This is a genomic window from Shewanella algae (assembly GCF_009183365.2).
In the GTDB taxonomy this organism is placed as follows: domain Bacteria; phylum Pseudomonadota; class Gammaproteobacteria; order Enterobacterales; family Shewanellaceae; genus Shewanella; species Shewanella algae.
Genome location: NZ_CP068230.1, coordinates 637,259 through 653,584 on the forward strand (window position 1 = coordinate 637,259; position 16,326 = coordinate 653,584).

At 56.0% G+C, this 16,326-nt stretch carries 16 protein-coding genes; 10 read left to right on the forward strand and 6 right to left on the reverse strand.

The features are described 5' to 3' along the window. Window positions 1–9 precede the first annotated feature (9 nt). Window positions 10–1,086 (forward strand): alanine racemase, encoded by a 1,077-nt coding sequence (gene alr, locus E1N14_RS02965; RefSeq protein WP_025009347.1) that lies wholly within the window; start codon window positions 10–12, stop codon window positions 1,084–1,086. A gap of 56 nt (window positions 1,087–1,142) precedes the next feature. Here alr and E1N14_RS02970 read toward each other — a convergent pair whose 3' ends face one another. The 4 genes from E1N14_RS02970 to dsrO form a co-directional block, all read right to left on the reverse strand. Continuing rightward, the gene (locus tag E1N14_RS02970) at window positions 1,143–1,610 is read right to left on the reverse strand and encodes a chemotaxis protein CheX (RefSeq protein WP_062793554.1); all 468 of its coding nucleotides are present in this window, start codon (window positions 1,608–1,610) and stop codon (window positions 1,143–1,145) included. A gap of 181 nt (window positions 1,611–1,791) precedes the next feature. Beyond that, window positions 1,792–4,902: a tetrathionate reductase subunit A gene (locus E1N14_RS02975; protein WP_062793553.1), complete on the reverse strand. Its 3,111-nt coding sequence runs from the start codon at window positions 4,900–4,902 to the stop codon at window positions 1,792–1,794. Next, entirely contained in the window at window positions 4,902–5,975 is a 1,074-nt protein-coding gene (gene nrfD / locus E1N14_RS02980) for an NrfD/PsrC family molybdoenzyme membrane anchor subunit (protein ID WP_062793552.1), read from the reverse strand. The genes E1N14_RS02975 and nrfD overlap by 1 nt, the downstream gene beginning before the upstream one ends. Then, the gene (dsrO, locus tag E1N14_RS02985; protein ID WP_025009348.1) at window positions 5,965–6,708 is read right to left on the reverse strand and encodes a sulfate reduction electron transfer complex DsrMKJOP subunit DsrO; all 744 of its coding nucleotides are present in this window, start codon (window positions 6,706–6,708) and stop codon (window positions 5,965–5,967) included. Before dsrO ends, nrfD begins: the two co-directional genes overlap by 11 nt. 214 nt (window positions 6,709–6,922) lie before the next feature. Between dsrO and E1N14_RS02990 the strand changes: the two genes are divergently transcribed. From E1N14_RS02990 to E1N14_RS03015, 6 genes are all read left to right on the forward strand, one after another. Further along, window positions 6,923–8,734 (forward strand): sensor histidine kinase, encoded by a 1,812-nt coding sequence (locus E1N14_RS02990; protein ID WP_081782871.1) that lies wholly within the window; start codon window positions 6,923–6,925, stop codon window positions 8,732–8,734. Window positions 8,735–8,760: 26 nt separating this feature from the next. Further along, window positions 8,761–9,405, forward strand: a complete 645-nt coding sequence (locus E1N14_RS02995) for a response regulator transcription factor (protein ID WP_025009350.1) — start codon at window positions 8,761–8,763, stop codon at window positions 9,403–9,405. 133 nt (window positions 9,406–9,538) lie between these two features. After that, window positions 9,539–10,525 carry a tRNA dihydrouridine(20/20a) synthase DusA gene (dusA, locus tag E1N14_RS03000; protein ID WP_025009351.1) on the forward strand — a complete coding sequence of 329 codons (987 nt, stop codon included), beginning with the start codon at window positions 9,539–9,541 and terminating at the stop codon, window positions 10,523–10,525. Window positions 10,526–10,768: 243 nt separating this feature from the next. Beyond that, window positions 10,769–11,068 (forward strand): hypothetical protein, encoded by a 300-nt coding sequence (locus tag E1N14_RS03005; protein ID WP_025009352.1) that lies wholly within the window; start codon window positions 10,769–10,771, stop codon window positions 11,066–11,068. Window positions 11,069–11,195: 127 nt separating this feature from the next. After that, window positions 11,196–11,390, forward strand: a complete 195-nt coding sequence (locus E1N14_RS03010; protein ID WP_025009353.1) for a PspC domain-containing protein — start codon at window positions 11,196–11,198, stop codon at window positions 11,388–11,390. After that, complete coding sequence (locus E1N14_RS03015) at window positions 11,387–11,761, forward strand: hypothetical protein (RefSeq protein WP_052657930.1); 375 nt, start codon at window positions 11,387–11,389, stop codon at window positions 11,759–11,761. The genes E1N14_RS03010 and E1N14_RS03015 overlap by 4 nt, the downstream gene beginning before the upstream one ends. Window positions 11,762–11,823: 62 nt before the next feature. Here E1N14_RS03015 and E1N14_RS03020 read toward each other — a convergent pair whose 3' ends face one another. Beyond that, the gene (locus E1N14_RS03020; RefSeq protein ID WP_025009355.1) at window positions 11,824–12,564 is read right to left on the reverse strand and encodes an enoyl-CoA hydratase; all 741 of its coding nucleotides are present in this window, start codon (window positions 12,562–12,564) and stop codon (window positions 11,824–11,826) included. 52 nt (window positions 12,565–12,616) lie between these two features. Between E1N14_RS03020 and E1N14_RS03025 the strand changes: the two genes are divergently transcribed. Genes E1N14_RS03025 through E1N14_RS03035 form a run of 3 tightly spaced genes read left to right on the forward strand, consistent with a single transcriptional unit; the run spans window position 12,617 to window position 14,806 of the window. Further along, window positions 12,617–13,081 (forward strand): copper chaperone PCu(A)C, encoded by a 465-nt coding sequence (locus E1N14_RS03025; protein WP_037436342.1) that lies wholly within the window; start codon window positions 12,617–12,619, stop codon window positions 13,079–13,081. Window positions 13,082–13,093: 12 nt separating this feature from the next. Continuing rightward, window positions 13,094–14,065 (forward strand): DUF2333 family protein, encoded by a 972-nt coding sequence (locus tag E1N14_RS03030; protein ID WP_025009356.1) that lies wholly within the window; start codon window positions 13,094–13,096, stop codon window positions 14,063–14,065. A gap of 3 nt (window positions 14,066–14,068) precedes the next feature. Further along, a complete protein-coding gene (locus tag E1N14_RS03035; RefSeq protein ID WP_025009357.1) occupies window positions 14,069–14,806 on the forward strand; it encodes a TIGR04219 family outer membrane beta-barrel protein in 738 nt (245 codons plus the stop codon). A gap of 68 nt (window positions 14,807–14,874) precedes the next feature. On the opposite strand, the gene tolC is transcribed toward E1N14_RS03035, so the two are convergent. Next, on the reverse strand, window positions 14,875–16,191 hold the full coding sequence (tolC, locus tag E1N14_RS03040; RefSeq protein WP_025009358.1) for an outer membrane channel protein TolC: 1,317 nt from the start codon (window positions 16,189–16,191) through the stop codon (window positions 14,875–14,877). Window positions 16,192–16,326: the final 135 nt, after the last annotated feature.

Here is a 16,326-nt window from a genome sequence, read left to right on the forward strand (position 1 = left end):
AGGTAAGCTTTGAAACCCTTTCCCAGAGCAGAGATTAGCAGCCGGGCGCTGCAACATAATCTGGCCAGGCTGCGTGAGATCGCGCCCGCCAGCAAAGTTATTGCTGTCGTCAAGGCCAACGGCTATGGCCACGGCTCACTGAACGTGGCCAAGAGCCTGAGCAGTGCTGACGGCTTCGGTCTGGCGCGGCTCGAAGAAGCGTTGGAGCTCAGGGCCGGTGGCGTAACGGCCAAGCTGTTGTTGCTAGAAGGTTTTTTTCGCAGCACTGAGTTGCCTCTACTGGTTAAGCATGACATAGACACTGTGGTGCATCATGAGTCGCAGTTGCAGATGCTGGAGCAAGCCAAGCTGGATAAGCCGGTAACTGTGTGGCTCAAGGTCGACAGCGGCATGCACAGATTGGGTTTTCGCAGCGACGAGTTTAGCGAAGTGTATCAGCGGCTGCTGGATTGCCCGCAAGTGGCCAAGCCCATCAATCTGATGACCCATTTCGCCTGCGCCGATGAGCCGGACAATGACTATACCCGCAAGCAGTTGGAGCATTTCAACCAGCTCACCGCCGGGTTGGATGGCGACCGCAGTCTGGCCAACTCGGCCGGTGCCCTCTATTGGCCCAGCAGCCAGCAAAACTGGATTCGCCCGGGTATCGCCCTCTATGGGGTGTCGCCTGTGGTCGGTGACCGAGGCGCCAACCACGACCTGCAACCGGCCATGAGTCTGGTGTCACAACTGATAGCCGTGCGCGAGCACAAGGCCGGGGAGAGCGTGGGCTACGGGAGTTTTTGGCGCTCATCAAGGGATACCCGCCTCGGCGTGGTGGCCATAGGTTATGGTGATGGTTATCCTCGCAATGCCCCCGAGGGCACGCCTGTGCTGATCAATGGTCGCCGGGTGCCTGTGGTTGGCAGGGTGTCCATGGATATGCTGACTGTGGATCTGGGGCCGGATGCCCGGGATGCGGTCGGTGATGATGCCCTCTTGTGGGGGCCGGCGTTACCAGTGGAAGAGGTAGCGGCTCATATCGAAACCGTGGCCTATGAACTGGTGACCAAGCTAACTCCCAGAGTGGCCGTCTGCCTCGATTGAATGAGTCATGCCATTGAGTTGGCAAACACTAAAGGGCGCCTCGGCGCCCTTTGTCATTATTGATTCTCGAAACAGATCTCTATGTAGGCCGAGCCCTTGGGAGCGACAAAAGGCATGATGATCTTCTTGCCCTGAGCCTGATGGGAAATCTTATGGCCTATGCCGGAAACCACCACAGGGGTGGCCATTTCAAACTCATAGCCTTTGTCCGACAGCAGGTTCTTGGCGCCGCCGGTCACCATGTTGGTGATCTCCCCTACCAGATCTGTCACTTCTTCATTGATATTGCCGGGATTTTCTCCCAGCATATTTTGCATTATCTCCAGGATCAGCCCTTGCTCAAAGGTGATCGACAGCGATCCTTTAGTCTGTGGCCCCACCATACCGATAAGCCCGGAGACATCGCCCTTGGCCAGGTTGTCTGTCTTGAGTCTGGGCTTGCCCGGGGTCAACTGCATGTTGGCCATGGTGGAAACCACATTGAGAAGTGACTGAAGAAAGGGATTGATAAAAGTGACATTCATGCCGGATTTGTTCCTCTTGCTGCCTAGGGAAGTGCAGATAGCGTAAGGCTAATCCATAAGCGGTTTCACTCCCGCCCACTGGATCACACTCTTATTAGCTTAGAACAATGGCTTGGGCTCTGTGGCGATTTCTTGCCCGGAAAAACTGTGCCCGGCATAAAAACCGGGCACAGAGCGAGCTTCAGGAGACTTTTTCGATTTTCGCCGGTAGCCCCTGGCGGGCCGAAGCGCCGCTGGCCCAATCCACCAGAGGGTAGGAACCCGAACGGCTGGGATCCAGCACAGCGAGATCGTTGAGGTTAACCCCGGCGCGGATCAGCGGATTGGCAGCAACCTGCTTGCCATCTATGCTGAATGCCCGCGCGCCGAGCTCCTTGTGACCAAAGCCGTGTTCAATGGCGATGCACTCCGGGTGCACGCCGGCGACGCATTCCACCAGTGCCAGCACACTGCCGTTGGGGGTGCTGATTTTCACTGTATCCCCCGTGGCTATCCCCAATCTTTGGGCCGTGTCTTTATTGATCCGCACCGGATTATTGGGGTGCACTTGCCTGAGCCTGTCAGAGCCGATACTCATGGAGCTCATGGTGTGCGACTTGTAGCTCGACAGCAACATGGGCCAGGACTGGCGGTCGAAGGCTTGCCTGAGTTCTGTGCCATCGGCCAGACGTTGACCATAGCTGCGCGGACAGCCACTGAGAAACTCGCCGCTCTGGGAGTGACGGCGACTGCCCACCTGAGGGTTCCATAACATCATCGGCTTGGGCCAGACCTTGGCGGGGTTGCCTTCGGCGTCCCTGGCCTTGTTCATTGATTCGAAACGGCCACCGCGGGCATAGAGATAAGCGACTCTCGATGCTTCCTCTTCGCCGAGACGGGCCTTGAGTTCGGGAATGATCCTGGCAACCCCGGACCAATAGAGATCTTCCTTGCCGATGGCGGGGACTTTCTCTCCCAACCAGGCGACGTTAGCGGCGCCGTAGAGAGAAAAGTCGGCGGCGCGGGTCAGCGGGTGGCGTGTGCCATCATGGGCCTGCACAGCGTTTTCACCGAAGCCGGGCAGGGCCAGCGCCATGGCAACCCGGGTAAGAAAGCTTTCCATACACACGGGATCGCCATCCACTGTGTGTTCCACCCTGGGTTTGACTATCGGCCAGCGGCCGGTGGCTATCTTGGTCATGGTGCCCTGCCAGGCCGAGGTCCAGCCCCAGGACTCATAGGTGAGGGTATCCGGCACTATATAGTCGGACAGTGCTGTGGTTTCGTTGATAAAGCTGTCGATACTGATAAACAGCGGCAGCACCTTGGGGTCTTTGAGTTTTTCGCCTATGGCGGCGCCGAGCCCGGCCTGGCCATAGACAGGGTTGCCCATATGGTTGATCCAGGCCTTGAGCGAATAGGGGTAACCGTTGACCGCCGCGGTTAGATGCTCGCTCAGCATGGGCGCCGAGATCGGGAACCAGGGTTCCCTGGCCGGGTAGGGGGACTCGCCGGCCTGCTGCTTGCGCTTGTATTCCGAGCTTTTTTCATAGGGAAAACGGGAGCGTGACAGGAATACTCCCTTAGGCTGTACCATGCCGTCAAACTCGGCCAGATTGTAGCGTGGGCCTTTGCCGAAGGGGGGGAAAGTACCGCCCTTGGCCAGCGCGCCGCCCTTTTGGTTGATATTGCCTATCATGGCGTTGAGCATCATGATGGCCCAGGCGGTATAGAAGCCATCACTGCTCATGGTGCCGCCGTGGCTGATCACCGCCGCCTTGCTGCCATGGCTGGTGAACTTGTTGGCCAGGGCCTCAATCTCATCGACCGGCACATCGCATTCGGCGCTGTATCGCGCCAACGTCTTGAGCCGGGCCGATTCGGCCAGCAGGCTGAAACTGCTCTTGCAGGCCAGGCTCTGGCCATTTTGTCCTGTGAGTCTGCGGTCCACTTCGAGCTGCGCCTTGGGGCAGGCTTCGGCGGCCATGGGTTCACCGCTGACAGCGTCCAGCACCAGCAAGGGGTCTTCATCACCGAAGGGCTTGCCGCTGAAGGTCAAACCCAATTCGCTGGCGTGCAGATATTGGCCGTATCTCGGATGCGCCTGGTCTGAATGCACCAGGAAACCGGCATTACTGAAACCGCGGAAACCGGCTGTTTTAGCGGCCTTGGCATTGGGAGCACTGAGAAACTCGGCGCTGTAGCGCTGATTGTCGATGATCCAGCGCAACATGGCCATCGCCAGCGAGGCGTCTGTGGCCGGGCGGATCGGCAACCAGACATTGTCCGGCGCCGACGCTAGGTTGGAGGTGTTGGGCAGCATGGGCGAAACCACAACATAGCAGAAGTTGCGGTTGTTGACCCTGGCATTGGCCATTTGCCGTGCCTGGCGCTTGAAGGGGTTGCCGGACTGCTGCGGTGAAGTGCCGATGAACAGCAGAAACTCGGCATGATCCCAGTCCGGTTTCAAGTGGGCGTACTTTTTCAGATCGTCCAGCAAGGCGCCGGCACCGGCCCGATAGCTGAAGCCACAGTAAGAGCCATGGTTGGCAAAGTTACGGGTGCCGAAGCTGTTGAAAGTAAATCGTTTTATCAAGGTGTCCCGCCCTTCATCCGAGGCGTTGCTGACCAACAGCTGATTGGCCTTGGGGCCGTATTCAGGGTTGGCGGGATCCAATGGCGTATTGAGATCGCGAATCGCCCTGAGTCCATCCACATGGCCTTCACCAAACAGATCGCCGCCTTCGACAACCTCCTTGAGCAACTGCTCGAAGGCTATGCTCTGCCACTGGCCCGAACCTCTTGGGCCGACCCGTTTCAGGCAGCGTGTTACCCGATAGGGGCTGTCCAATAACTCCAGCATGGCGTTGCCGCGGGCGCAGGCGGTGGAACGCCCGGCAAGCCCCTGCTCCTGCCAGGCGCTGGTGGACACCAGGGCATCGCGCACCGGGGTGTCAAAGTCCAGGTGTTCACGGGCCGACAGCGGATGATAAGGATTACCACTGATACGGATAATGCTGTCGGTTTCATTATCGATACGGGCTCGTACCCCGCACTTGGTCCAGCAGCCGAAACACATGGTGTTGGCCAGACGCTGGTTGTCATTGGCGCTCAGTTGGCCACTATTCAGGTCAACCCTGAGCTCAGGTGCCAGCGAGTTGCCATGAATCGCTTCTTGGGTGTTTTTGCCCGAGCTGCCATTGACCAGGCCCTTGCCTAGCTGGGTCAGGGTATGGCTGTAGCCTGCAACAAACAGTCCGGTACCACCTGTGATGGCAGCCCCTTTGATAAAACGGCGCTTACTCTTGTCCATTATGCGGCTCCTTTCAGTCCGGTGGCAGACTGACGTATCAGTTCGGAAATCAGGGTGATCAGGGCCAGCCATAGGCCAAAGGTACCCAGGATCCCCAGCAGCCCCTGTGGGCCCCAGGGCAGTTCATAGAAGTAGGTGCCGGCGCCATACTTGGGATCTGTCTGCGCCTGGATGAGCACCAGCCAGCGAAAGCCCCAAGCCAGGTGGATGGCGGCAAAGCTGCCAAACAGCAAGGCCCAGCGGGGCAGATGTCTGAAGGCCAGCAGCAGCGCCAACAAGGCCAGGGTTGCCAGCACCCAGATAGCGGCCAGTTGCCAACTGGGACTGTCGCCGAGCAGTAATCTGGCTTCATTGGCGCTGTTGCCGCCACTGAGGGCCCAGCCGATAAGCAACAGGGCAAACAGGGCGAAGGAGCCACGCAGCCAGAGCAGCAGCTGTTTGTCGGTCTCCTGCTTATGGCCATTGAACAGGCGGTTGAGCCAAATCAACATGCCACTGCCGGCGGCCAGGGCGCTGGCGGCGAATAGAGGCGGCAGCCAGTAGCTGTGCCACAGTGGCCTGGCCTTGATGGCCATGGTTTCCATGCCGGTGTAGAGGGCGATGCTCAGGCCGCTGAGCAGGGCAACCCAGGCCAGAGGCTTGAGCCAGGGCTCGCCTTGCCAGTTCCCCAGGCGTAACCAGTATCCCAGGCGGCTCCAGCCATCTTTGGGCTGAGTCGGAAGGGAAGGGCGCAGCAAGAGGTAGGCAAAGGCCAGCGCCGTTGCCATAAACAGCGGCAGTAACCAGGCGCCATACCACATCCAGGAATCCGGTCTGAGCTGCATATAGAAGTGCCAGGCGCGGGCGGGTTGGTGCAGATCGGCCAAGAGTGCCACAGGTGCCACAATGGCGGTGCTGAGGATCAGGCTGCCGCAGAGTGTCAGCAGGCGCCTATCTTTGGCGCCGGGGCGGATAATGGTCAGCGCCGCAATCCACACCGCGGAATAGGCCAGTCCCATCATAAAGAAGTACTGCACCGCCCAGGGTAACCAGGTGATGGCGATATCCGGGGTCAAGATCTCTTTAATGTCCATGGTGCAACTCCTCTCCAGTGGCGGTCATCAGGCTGCGAACCGGTGCTTCGCCGCGGATCCTTTCTTCAAATGCGGCTGTCATCCCCAGATAGAATACGCAGGGCGAGGTTTCGGCCGAGGGCTTGAGTACCTTGATCTCGTCTCTGTGCTCGGCCAGCATGCGACTGATTTGGCTGCCGGGATCGTTGAGATCGCCGATGATCCTGGCTTCACCGACACAGGTTTCGACGCAGGCCGGCAGCAAGCCCGCCTCCAGCCTATGGGCGCAGAAGGTGCACTTGTCGGCGGTGTTGGTGTCATGGTTGATAAAGCGCGCATCATAGGGGCAGGCCTGAACACAGTAACCGCAGCCAACACACCAGTGGCTGTCGACTACCACTATGCCGTCCTGGCGCTGAAATGTGGCGCCTGTGGGGCAAACCGGGATGCAGGGTGGGTTTTCGCAGTGGTTGCAGAGCCTGGGCAGCATCATAAAGGCGCTTTCCTGCCCTTGGGTCACTTCATACTGGTTGACTGTGGTACGAAACTGCCCCAGTGGGGGTTGGTTTTCTATGGTGCAGGCGACAGTGCAAGCCTGGCAACCGACGCAGCGGCGCAGATCGATCAGCATGCCATAGCGTTTGCCACTGGTTGCCTGGGGCTTGGAAGTCGATGCCTGGGCGACGGGCAAAAACGCAGCTCCGGCGCTGATGGCGGCGATTTGCCCCAGTAGTTGACGTTTACTCTTGTCCATACAGACTCCTGAGTCTTGCGGTGATTGGAAACCCACCGGGCTCCTGTTGCCTGTATTCTCGGCAACTGGCGCCCCTGGTCTCTATAGTGGTTTTCCACATATCGGGGCCGCTATTGATCCAGCGCAAGAAATTGAGGCTAGAATGGCGGGCAGACTGATGCTGGTCCTGCAGCTTGTGGCCGCAACATTTCCTAACCGGAGCCAAAATCAAGAGATGAGAACCCTGTATCTGCTGTGTTATCTGTTTGCGGCTGTACTGCTCGGCCATTGGCCGTCAGCTGCGGCAGCGACTGAGCCGTTGCCGGTATCAGGCCCAGCCATGACAACTGGAGCGCTGACGGATAAGGCGGTGGTGGATATAGGTGTGTTGGCTACCCGGGGCTACAGCGACAGCATCAACCGCTGGCAACCCACCATGAATTGGCTCGAGCAGCAGATCCCGGGATATTACTTTCGCCTGCACCCTTTGACGCTGGAGCAGCTGTCGCAGGCGGTGGCCGCCCAGGAGCTGGACTTTGTGATCACCAATCCGGGCCAATCTGTGCTGTTGGCGCGGCAATATTCCTTAAGCTGGCTGGCGACCCTCAAGAGCCGCCTCAATGCCGGTGAGCCGATGCAGGTGGGTTCGGCGCTGGTGGTAAGAAGCGAGTCCAGCCTGCAACATCTGCAAGATCTCAGGCACAAGCGCCTGGGGATAGTCTCGACCCAGGCCTTCGGCGGCTACCTGACCTTGGTGTATGAAGCGCGGCTCAAGCAGATAGACCTGCCAAGCTATGTGGCCGAGATCCAATCTTTGGGATTCCCGCTGGATAATCTGCTCTATCGCCTGCGCGATGGCAGCATAGACGCCGCCGTGGTGCCAGTCTGCCAATTGGAGCAGATGGCGGCGGAGGGGCTTATTGATGCCGGGCACTATCGGGTGCTGGACAACCAGGCGCCGGCAGGGTTTGCCTGCGAGGTGTCGACCCGCCTCTATCCCAACTGGTCCATGGCCAAGACCAGCCGTGCCGGTCAGGGGCTGGCCAAGCAGTTGACCCTGGCTTTGTTGGCACTACCGGAAGACAGTGAGGCGGCCAAAATGTCCGGCTCGCTGGGGTGGACCACGGCGGTCAGTCAACTGGCCATTGATAAGCTGCTCAAGGATCTGGACCTGCACCCATTGCAGGCGCCTTGGTGGCAAAGGGCGTTGCAGTGGCTCAAGGCCCACAGTCATTGGGGCTGGAGCTTGCTGGCGCTGCTGGTGGTGCTCAACGGTTATCACTTCTGGCTCGAATACAGTTTCAGCCGCCGCGGCCGGGAACTGGCCAAGGCCCAGCGGCAACTGAGTGAAAACCTCAGTCTGCTGGAACATGCCCAGCGGGCGGCGGTGGCCGGTGAACTGGGGGCAAGCCTGGCCCATGAGCTGAACCAACCTTTGGCGGCCATAGGCAACTATTGCCACGGCGCCAGTGTCAGGCTGCAACAGGGGCAACTGGACAAGTTGCCGCTGGCGCTGGAACAGATACAGGCGGAAGTGGGCCGCGCCCACGGTATCATTCAAAGGCTCAGGGGGCTTTTGAAAAAGCGCCCGCCGCAAAAACAGTTGCAGCCGTTCAGCCCCTTGCTGAGCGAGACGCTTATTCTGCTGGGGCATGAACTGGAGAAACAAGCGATCCGCGTCGATTGGCAGATTGTCGGCGAAGAAAGCCCCATGCAACTGGATACGGTCGCCATGCAACAACTCTTGTTGAATCTGCTTAAGAATGCCATCGAAGCCTTGGCTGAAGAGCCTAAAGCCGAGCGAATTATTGCGCTGCGGCTGGATTATCAATCCCAGCCCGGCAAGCTCTTGCTGGAAGTGCAGGACAATGGCCCAGGGCTTAAACAGGATGGCAAGAGCCTGATGCAGGCCTTTACCAGTACCAAGACAGATGGCCTGGGGCTGGGGCTGGTGATCTGCCGCGAAATCGCCGAGAGCCATGGCGGCAGCATCAGTCTGCTGCAGCCGCCTGAGGGCGGTTGTCTGGTCACTGTGGTGCTGGCTTAAACCCGTTTTGCCAAGGAGAAAGAAAAATGCCGGGACAATTTGCGGCCCAAAACAGTTCACCGACCGATGACAAGCGTCAGTCAGTCTATCTGGTGGATGACGATGATTCGGTGCGGCGCTCGTTGGGCTTTATGCTGGAAGGCTATGGTTTTGAGGTGCAGGCCTTTGAAGATGCCGAGCATTTTCTCAAGGCGCAGCTGCTGGAGCAGCCCGGCTGCCTTATCCTCGATATGCGTATGCCTGGGCTCAGTGGGGCGCAGCTGCAGCAGCTGCTCAATGAGCGTAATAGCCCGCTGGCGGTGATCTTTCTCACCGGTCATGGCGACGTGCCGCTGGCGGTGGATGCGCTTAAATCCGGCGCGGTGGACTTTTTTCAAAAGCCCGCCGATGGCGCTCGCCTCGCCGAGGCGGTCACCAAGGCGCTGAGTCACTCTGCCGAAATTGCCAAACGCCGAAAGCTGCAAGGCATCTACCAGGCGCTGACTCCGAGGGAGAAAGAGATATTGCATCTCATCGCCAAGGGCTATAAGAACCAGCAAATAGCCGACGAACTCTGCATCGCCATGCGCACAGTGGAGATCCACAGATCCAACCTGATGAAGGGCATGCAGGTGAGCTCACTGGCTGAAATGCTGTTGATTTATGCCGGGATAGAGACAGAGTTTGATTAACTCGGGTCAAAAGTCTTCGGCGGCAACAGAATGACCTTTGATTAGGGGCTTATGAGAGGGATTCATCTGCGGCTGTCGTTTTATGGCCACAGAGGGTAAAATAGCGGCCCATTTTTGCGTACCGGATCCGTTAATGCCAAGCCCTATCGATGCCACCAACCGCCGTTTTTCCATTGCCCCCATGCTGGATTGGACGGACCGCCACTATCGTTACTTTGCCCGGCTGATGTCGAGCCAGACGCTGCTCTACACTGAGATGGTGACCACAGGCGCGATACTGCATGGCAAGGGCGATTATCTGGCTTATAACCAGGAAGAGCACCCGCTGGCATTGCAACTGGGCGGCTCCAATGTTGAGGATCTGGCCCGCTGCGCCGAAATCGCCCGGCAAAGGGGGTATGACGAAGTTAACCTCAATGTGGGATGCCCATCGGATAGAGTACAGAACGGCCGCTTTGGTGCTTGTTTGATGGAAGAGCCAGAGCTGGTGGCCCATTGCATCGATGCCATGCGCCAGAAGGTGGATATCCCGGTGACGGTCAAGACCCGCATCGGCATAGATGATAAAGATTCCTACGAATTTCTTTGTGACTTCATTACCAAGGTGAGTGCCGCCGGCTGCGATACTTTCATCATCCATGCCCGCAAGGCCTGGTTGCAGGGGCTTAGTCCCAAGGAAAACCGTGAGATCCCGCCATTGGATTATCCCCGGGTGTATCAATTGAAGCAGGATTTTCCCGGCCTGCATATCAGCATCAATGGTGGTATCAAGAGCTTTGAAGAGATGCATGCCCATCTGGCCCAGCTGGATGGGGTTATGGTGGGGCGTGAAGCCTACCAAAATCCCTATCTGTTGGCCGAGGTGGATCAGAAGATCTTTGGCCTCGATAGCCAGGTTATGAGTCGCGATCAGGTGGTGGATGCCATGCTGCCCTATGTGGAAGCTCATCTGCAGTCGGGTGGCCGCTTGAATCATATCAGCAGACACATGACTGGCCTGTATCAGGGGATCCCCGGTTCTCGCAGTTGGCGCCGTCATTTGAGCGAGAATGCCCACAAGCCGGGGGCTGGCATCGAAGTGCTGCTTAAGGCTCGTGAAATGATGCACAGCGGAGTTTGACCTTGCTGTAATACCCGAGTGGTGAAAATCGCTATGGTGATAGTGCTTTTTACCAACAGATAGGAAATTGCTGTATTTTTGTGCTGTTACGGTCAGTCATTCTGTGTTAATGATTGACCGTTTTTATTTTTTATTTCATTTAATATCATAGTCTTAACTAAAGTTTTTCCCAGTTGGCACGTCCTTTGAATTAGTCATCTTGACCGCTGACCCGTTCAGCTTAACCAGAAAGGGATGACAAGCATGAAAACTTCCAACCTGACTATTAAATCTTTGCTTCTTGGCGTTGTTTTGGCTTCAGCCAGTGTTTCAGCCCAGGCCGATGTACTGCCTACTCAACCTATCCTCAGTGCTGTTGAACAGAACCTGAGTCAACAGGCCCAGACCATGTTGCTCAGTGCCAAGCGTGAAATGCTGGCCTCCCTGCAACAGGAACTGGAGCGTAGTGTGGCCCAACTGAGCGACGAGATGACTCAAGAAACCCTGAGTCAGATCACCGAATTACCCGTGGAGACCAGTGTTCTGACCCAAGCCAACGATTGAGGTGCCTATGTGGATAAATAGCACCTTGGCACTACTGATGTTTCTGCCGTTGCTTGGCTACACCCTGGTGGCGTTGTTAGCCTGCGGTGCCCGGCAGATACAGTTAACGAGATAATCGGAGTCAGTTATGTTTGATTTGGAACGTACACTCAAGGGAAATTCTTCCATCGTCTGTGGCCTATGCCGCGATATGGCCGAGCGTTTTGGCTGGTCGGTATTCTGGACCCGAATTGTTGCCGCAGTCATCACTCTGATGCACCCATTGCTCGGGTTGACGGCTTACTTTGCCCTGGCACTGTTGTGGCCCAAGTGGGTGAAATGAGTATGTATAACAAGAGTCGAAACAAGCACAGAAGATATAGGTTGCTGTCTCAGTTACTGGTATGGAGCATAGTCGGCGCGCTGATCCTTATGGTCTCTCTGCTCAGCCGCGAGTTTATGTCAGTGGGGATCTGGGGTAGCCCGTTTTTATGGCTGGATGCCGAGAACTGGAGCTGGGTGTTGACCCTGATAACCGCGATGCTGGCATTGGTGTGGGCCGCAATGACTTTCAGTGTGTTGGCGGTGGTGTGTGTACTTTGTGTTGCTGCGGCATTACTGATGTTTATCAGCGGCTTTGCAGTGATTTGGCCCGTGCTGGTTTTGGCATTGGCAGTATGGGGAATAGGCAAGTCCAGTCAATGGCAGGAGTAGTGTTGCTGCGACTGGCTTGGTGTCAGCCCAGTCGCAGCAACATTGGATTCAGCCTCGATGATCTAACCTTTGTTGAGAAATTGGCGGAAAACCGCTTTGGCTTCATCGCTCTGCAGACGTTGGCCGAAGAGTTCCAACTCCTGATGCATCTGGTGTTGTACCCGGCTCTTGTGTGGCCGCATAAGTTGTCTGGTGAGTTGCAGCGCCTGAGGTGGCTTGGAAGCCAGGGCTTTGGCCTTTTCCAGCGCATAAGGGAAGAGTTCCACCGGACTCAACATGCGGTTGATGAGTTTGAGATCCAGCGCCGTTTCGGCATCGAAACTCTCGCCCAGCAACAGCAGTTCAGAGGCCTTTTGATAGCCGACCAATTCAGGCAGTAGCAGGCTGGAGCCGGCTTCAGGCACCAGTGCCAGGTCGATAAAGGGCAAACGGAACTGGGCTGTGTTATCGGCATAGACAAGGTCACAATGCAGCAGCAGCGTGGTACCGATTCCGACAGCGGCTCCGCTGACAGCGGCGACCAAGGGCTTTTTCAGCTCCAGCAGACAAAAGAGAAATCGCACTGCAGGGTGGTTGGGGCCCAGATCCGGCTGCTTGAGAAAATCCGCCACATCATTGCCTGAAGTAAAGCAGTTTTCACTGCCTGCCAGCAGAAAGGCACGGATCTCGTTGTCCGCTTCCCCCTGGATCAGGTATTCTGTAAGCTGCTTATACATATCGAGATCGAGGGCGTTACGTTTATCCGGACGGTTAAAACGTATGATGCGTACACCCTGCTCATCCTGAACCTGAATCGTGCTCATTCGTTGTTTCCTTTGCTGACGAAATGGGTTTTACATGGAGTTTAAGACATAGATGGCGATATTCAAACAACTGTTTAAAGTTATCTTGCTGGCCGGCATCAGTGCCAGCGCCTTCGCCTCGAACATAATGCTCGAACAAGGATATATCCGGGCCATGCCCGCTTCTGTTCCCAATACGGCGGCGTATCTGACACTCAGCAACCATGGCGCGGCGACTGAGCTGGTTTCTGCCAGCACCCCTGTGGCCCGTGAAGCCATGCTGCATACCCTGATTGAAGAAGATGGCCTGGTTAAAATGCGCCATGTGGCAGCTTTCCCGCTGCCTGAGCATGGCCAGTTGACGCTGCAAAGCAGCGGCGATCACATCATGATCATGGGCCTCAAGGCACCGTTAGAGCTGGGGCAAAAAGTGCCTATGACATTAAGTTTTGCCAATGGTGACACCCTCAATATCGAACTCGAAGTAAAATCCCCCAATGATGCTCCTGCAGCCCAAGAGCATCATCACCATCATTAAGGAGAACCCGGGATGCAAATGACATGGAAAAAAGGTGTCGGTGCAGCGGTCATAGTGTTCGTTATCGCATACGGCATCAGTGTTTGGTGGAGTATTGAACCCGAAGTGTTGACGCCCAAGGTGATGACATCGGAAAAGGGAGAGAAAATTACAGGTTATGCCACTACCAGCGCCTTGATCGAAACCATGGAGACCTTGCTGGATAAGCAAGGAGGCTGGTTGTCCAACGACATGATGCCGCCTTCTGTGATGATGGACAACATGCCGGCGTTTGAATTCGGTGCCCTGGAACAGGTGCGGGATCTCGCCTTGATCATGCGCAAAGAGTTCAGCCGCTCCCAGTCTCAGTCCACCGCCGACAAAGATCTGTTGGAAGCACACTCCAAGCTGAATATCGAGCATACCAGTTGGCTGGTGCCCAGTGCCGAGAGCGAGTATCGCGATGCTATCAAGCTATTGAAGGTTTACCGGGCGCGGATGATGGATCCCAATAACCCGGATGCCCAGTTTTATGCCCGCGCCGACAACCTCAATGAGTGGTTGAAAGAGGTGCAGAAGCGCTTGGGCAGCATGTCACAGCGTCTGGCCGCCAGTGTTGGTCAGGAGAGGCTGAATACCGATCTGGCCGGTGACAGTGCCGCCCGTCAGTCGACCCCCAACCTGGCGAGCCAGCAGATTAAGACCAGCTGGTGGCAAATAGACGATGTCTTCTATGAATCCAGAGGCTCTGCTTGGGCCTTGCTGAATTTCATGAAGGCAGTAGAGGTCGATTTTGCTGACGTACTGAAGAAAAAGAATGCCGAAGTGAGTCTCAAACAGATCATCCGTGAACTGGAAGCGACTCAGCAAACAGTCTGGAGCCCAATGATCCTCAATGGTTCCGGATTCGGTTTGGTGGCCAACCATTCCTTGGTGATGGCCAACTATGTGTCCCGCGCCAATGCCGCGGTGATTGATTTAACCAACTTGCTTTCACAGGGTTAATTTATGAAAAAGACTTTATTGGCGACAGCCTTGCTGGCTTCTTTGATGGCGACCTCCGCCCAGGCAGCAACAGTCGTAGGCTTTAAGGTAGGCGCCGATTACTGGAAAGGAGATGCCAGCGGTACTTTCGCCGAGAAAGGCCAGCCGCAGCAGGAGTTCAACTATGACTCTTCCGCCCAGTACAGCCTTTGGTTCAGCGTTGAGCACCCTGTACCACTGCTGCCCAACCTGAAGATCCGCGAAAACCGCTTGAAGGAAGATGGCGCTATGAGCAATGCCAACTTCAGTTTCAACGGCCACACCTTCAGCGGTGATGTGTATGCTACGGCCGACCTGAGCAACACAGACTTTATCCTCTACTATGAGCTACTGGACAATGATCTGGTTTCTCTGGATGTGGGTGGGGCCTACAAGCTGATGGATGGTTCTTTCCGGGTGGCAGACAAGGGGCATCCTGAGCAGCGTGATATCGACAGCGGTGTGGTCATGGGTTATGCCAATGCCGAGGTTGGCCTGCCTTTCTTCGGCTTGTACGCCTTTGCCGATGTGTTGGCCGGTATCAATGAATCCAGTGTCTATGACTACCAAGTAGGTCTGGGCTGGGAGTTTGATGGCGTGGCGCTGGATACCCGGGTGCGTGCCGGCTACCGCGACTTTAAATTTGACGTGAACGGCTTCAACGGCATGAGCAGTAATATGCAGTTTGACGGCTTCTTTGCCGGTGTTGAACTGGTGTTCTAATTCCGTTTCAGTCGATTAGCCACAAAAAAACCGCCAGTTGGCGGTTTTTTTATTGGTTAAGCTTCAGCTTACTGCTGTGCAGGAGCTGTCAGGCCGTTGTTGATGGAGATGACATCATCTTCATTCAGGGTGCCTGTGGCTTGTTTCAGCGCCAATATCGACTTGATATAGCCGTAACGGGCGTTGGACAGCTGACGCTTGGAATCATACAGATCCCGGGTACGGTTCAGCACGTCAACTATGGTACGGGTACCCACTTCAAAACCGGCTTGAGTGGCTTTCAATGCACTTTCGGAAGAGAGCACTGATTGCTCATAGGCCTTGATGGAGCTGATAGAAGCGCCAACGTTGTTGAAGTTGTTGCGAACATTTTTGACTACCTGGCGGTAAGTCTGTTCCAGCTTCTGGCTGGCTTCAACATAGGCGTATTGCGCCTGTTTCACCTGAGAGCTGACCTTGAAACCTTCAAAGATAGGTACACTGAGGTTAACCCCAACGGTACCGTTATCGAAGTCAGGTTGGCTCTGGCTGCCGATTTCCTGCTCCAGGCCTTTGGTATAACCGGCGCTCAGGCTCAGAGACGGCATATGGCCGGCCTTATAGAGGCTGATGGTTTCCTGGGCGATATCTTTACCGATACGCTGGGTCAGCAGGTCGACACTGTTGGTCTCGGCCATCTTAAGCCAATCGCCTGGCACTGCCGGGGTTGGGCTGGCCGCAGAGAAGCGGTTGGTATCCAGAATGTCGATGCTCTTGTGATCTATACCTGTGATTTCACGCAGGGCTTCATAGCTGTTGATCAACTGATTCTCTGCCAAAATTTCATCGGCGGTCGCCAGATCATACTGAGCCTGTGCTTCATGAACATCGGTAATGGCTGTCAGACCAACGGCAAAGCGTTGCTTGGTTTGTTCCAACTGACGCTCGATGGCACGCTTCTCGGCGCCTTTGAACTCATAGTTGTCCTTGGCGGCCAACACGTCAAAGTAAGCGGTTGTTACCCGGGTGATCAGTGTCTGCAGGGCAGAGGCGTAGACGGCATCGGCCTGTGATGCGGCTTTCTCCGCCAGGCTCAAACCGACCCAGGCAGAATGATCATAGATGACCTGGTTAAGTTTAATCGCACCTGTCAGGCCGCTGGTGTCGGCACTGGGATCGTTCCAGGCTTTATCATAACCGACATTGGCACTGATAGTTGGCAGCAGTGGTGCGCGATTCTCTTCAATTTTCTCATACAACTGGTCTCTTTGGGCCTTGGCCTGGAGTACCACTGGATCATTGGTTAATGCCTGCTGATATATCTGAAGTAAATCGTCGGCTTGAACGGCCGGGGCAGAAACTGCGAGCGTTAACGCCGCGCATAAAGTGCGGATCTTGAATTTCATTGGCTGTCCTTATAGACAAACACCCTGTGACGGGCGGTTTCAACTTCGTTAGACTGTTAATGCCTTTGATAAAGGCGGTTTGCGCTTCCCGACGCTTCCCGATACAGCAAAACTTAATGGTTTTGATACTAAAAA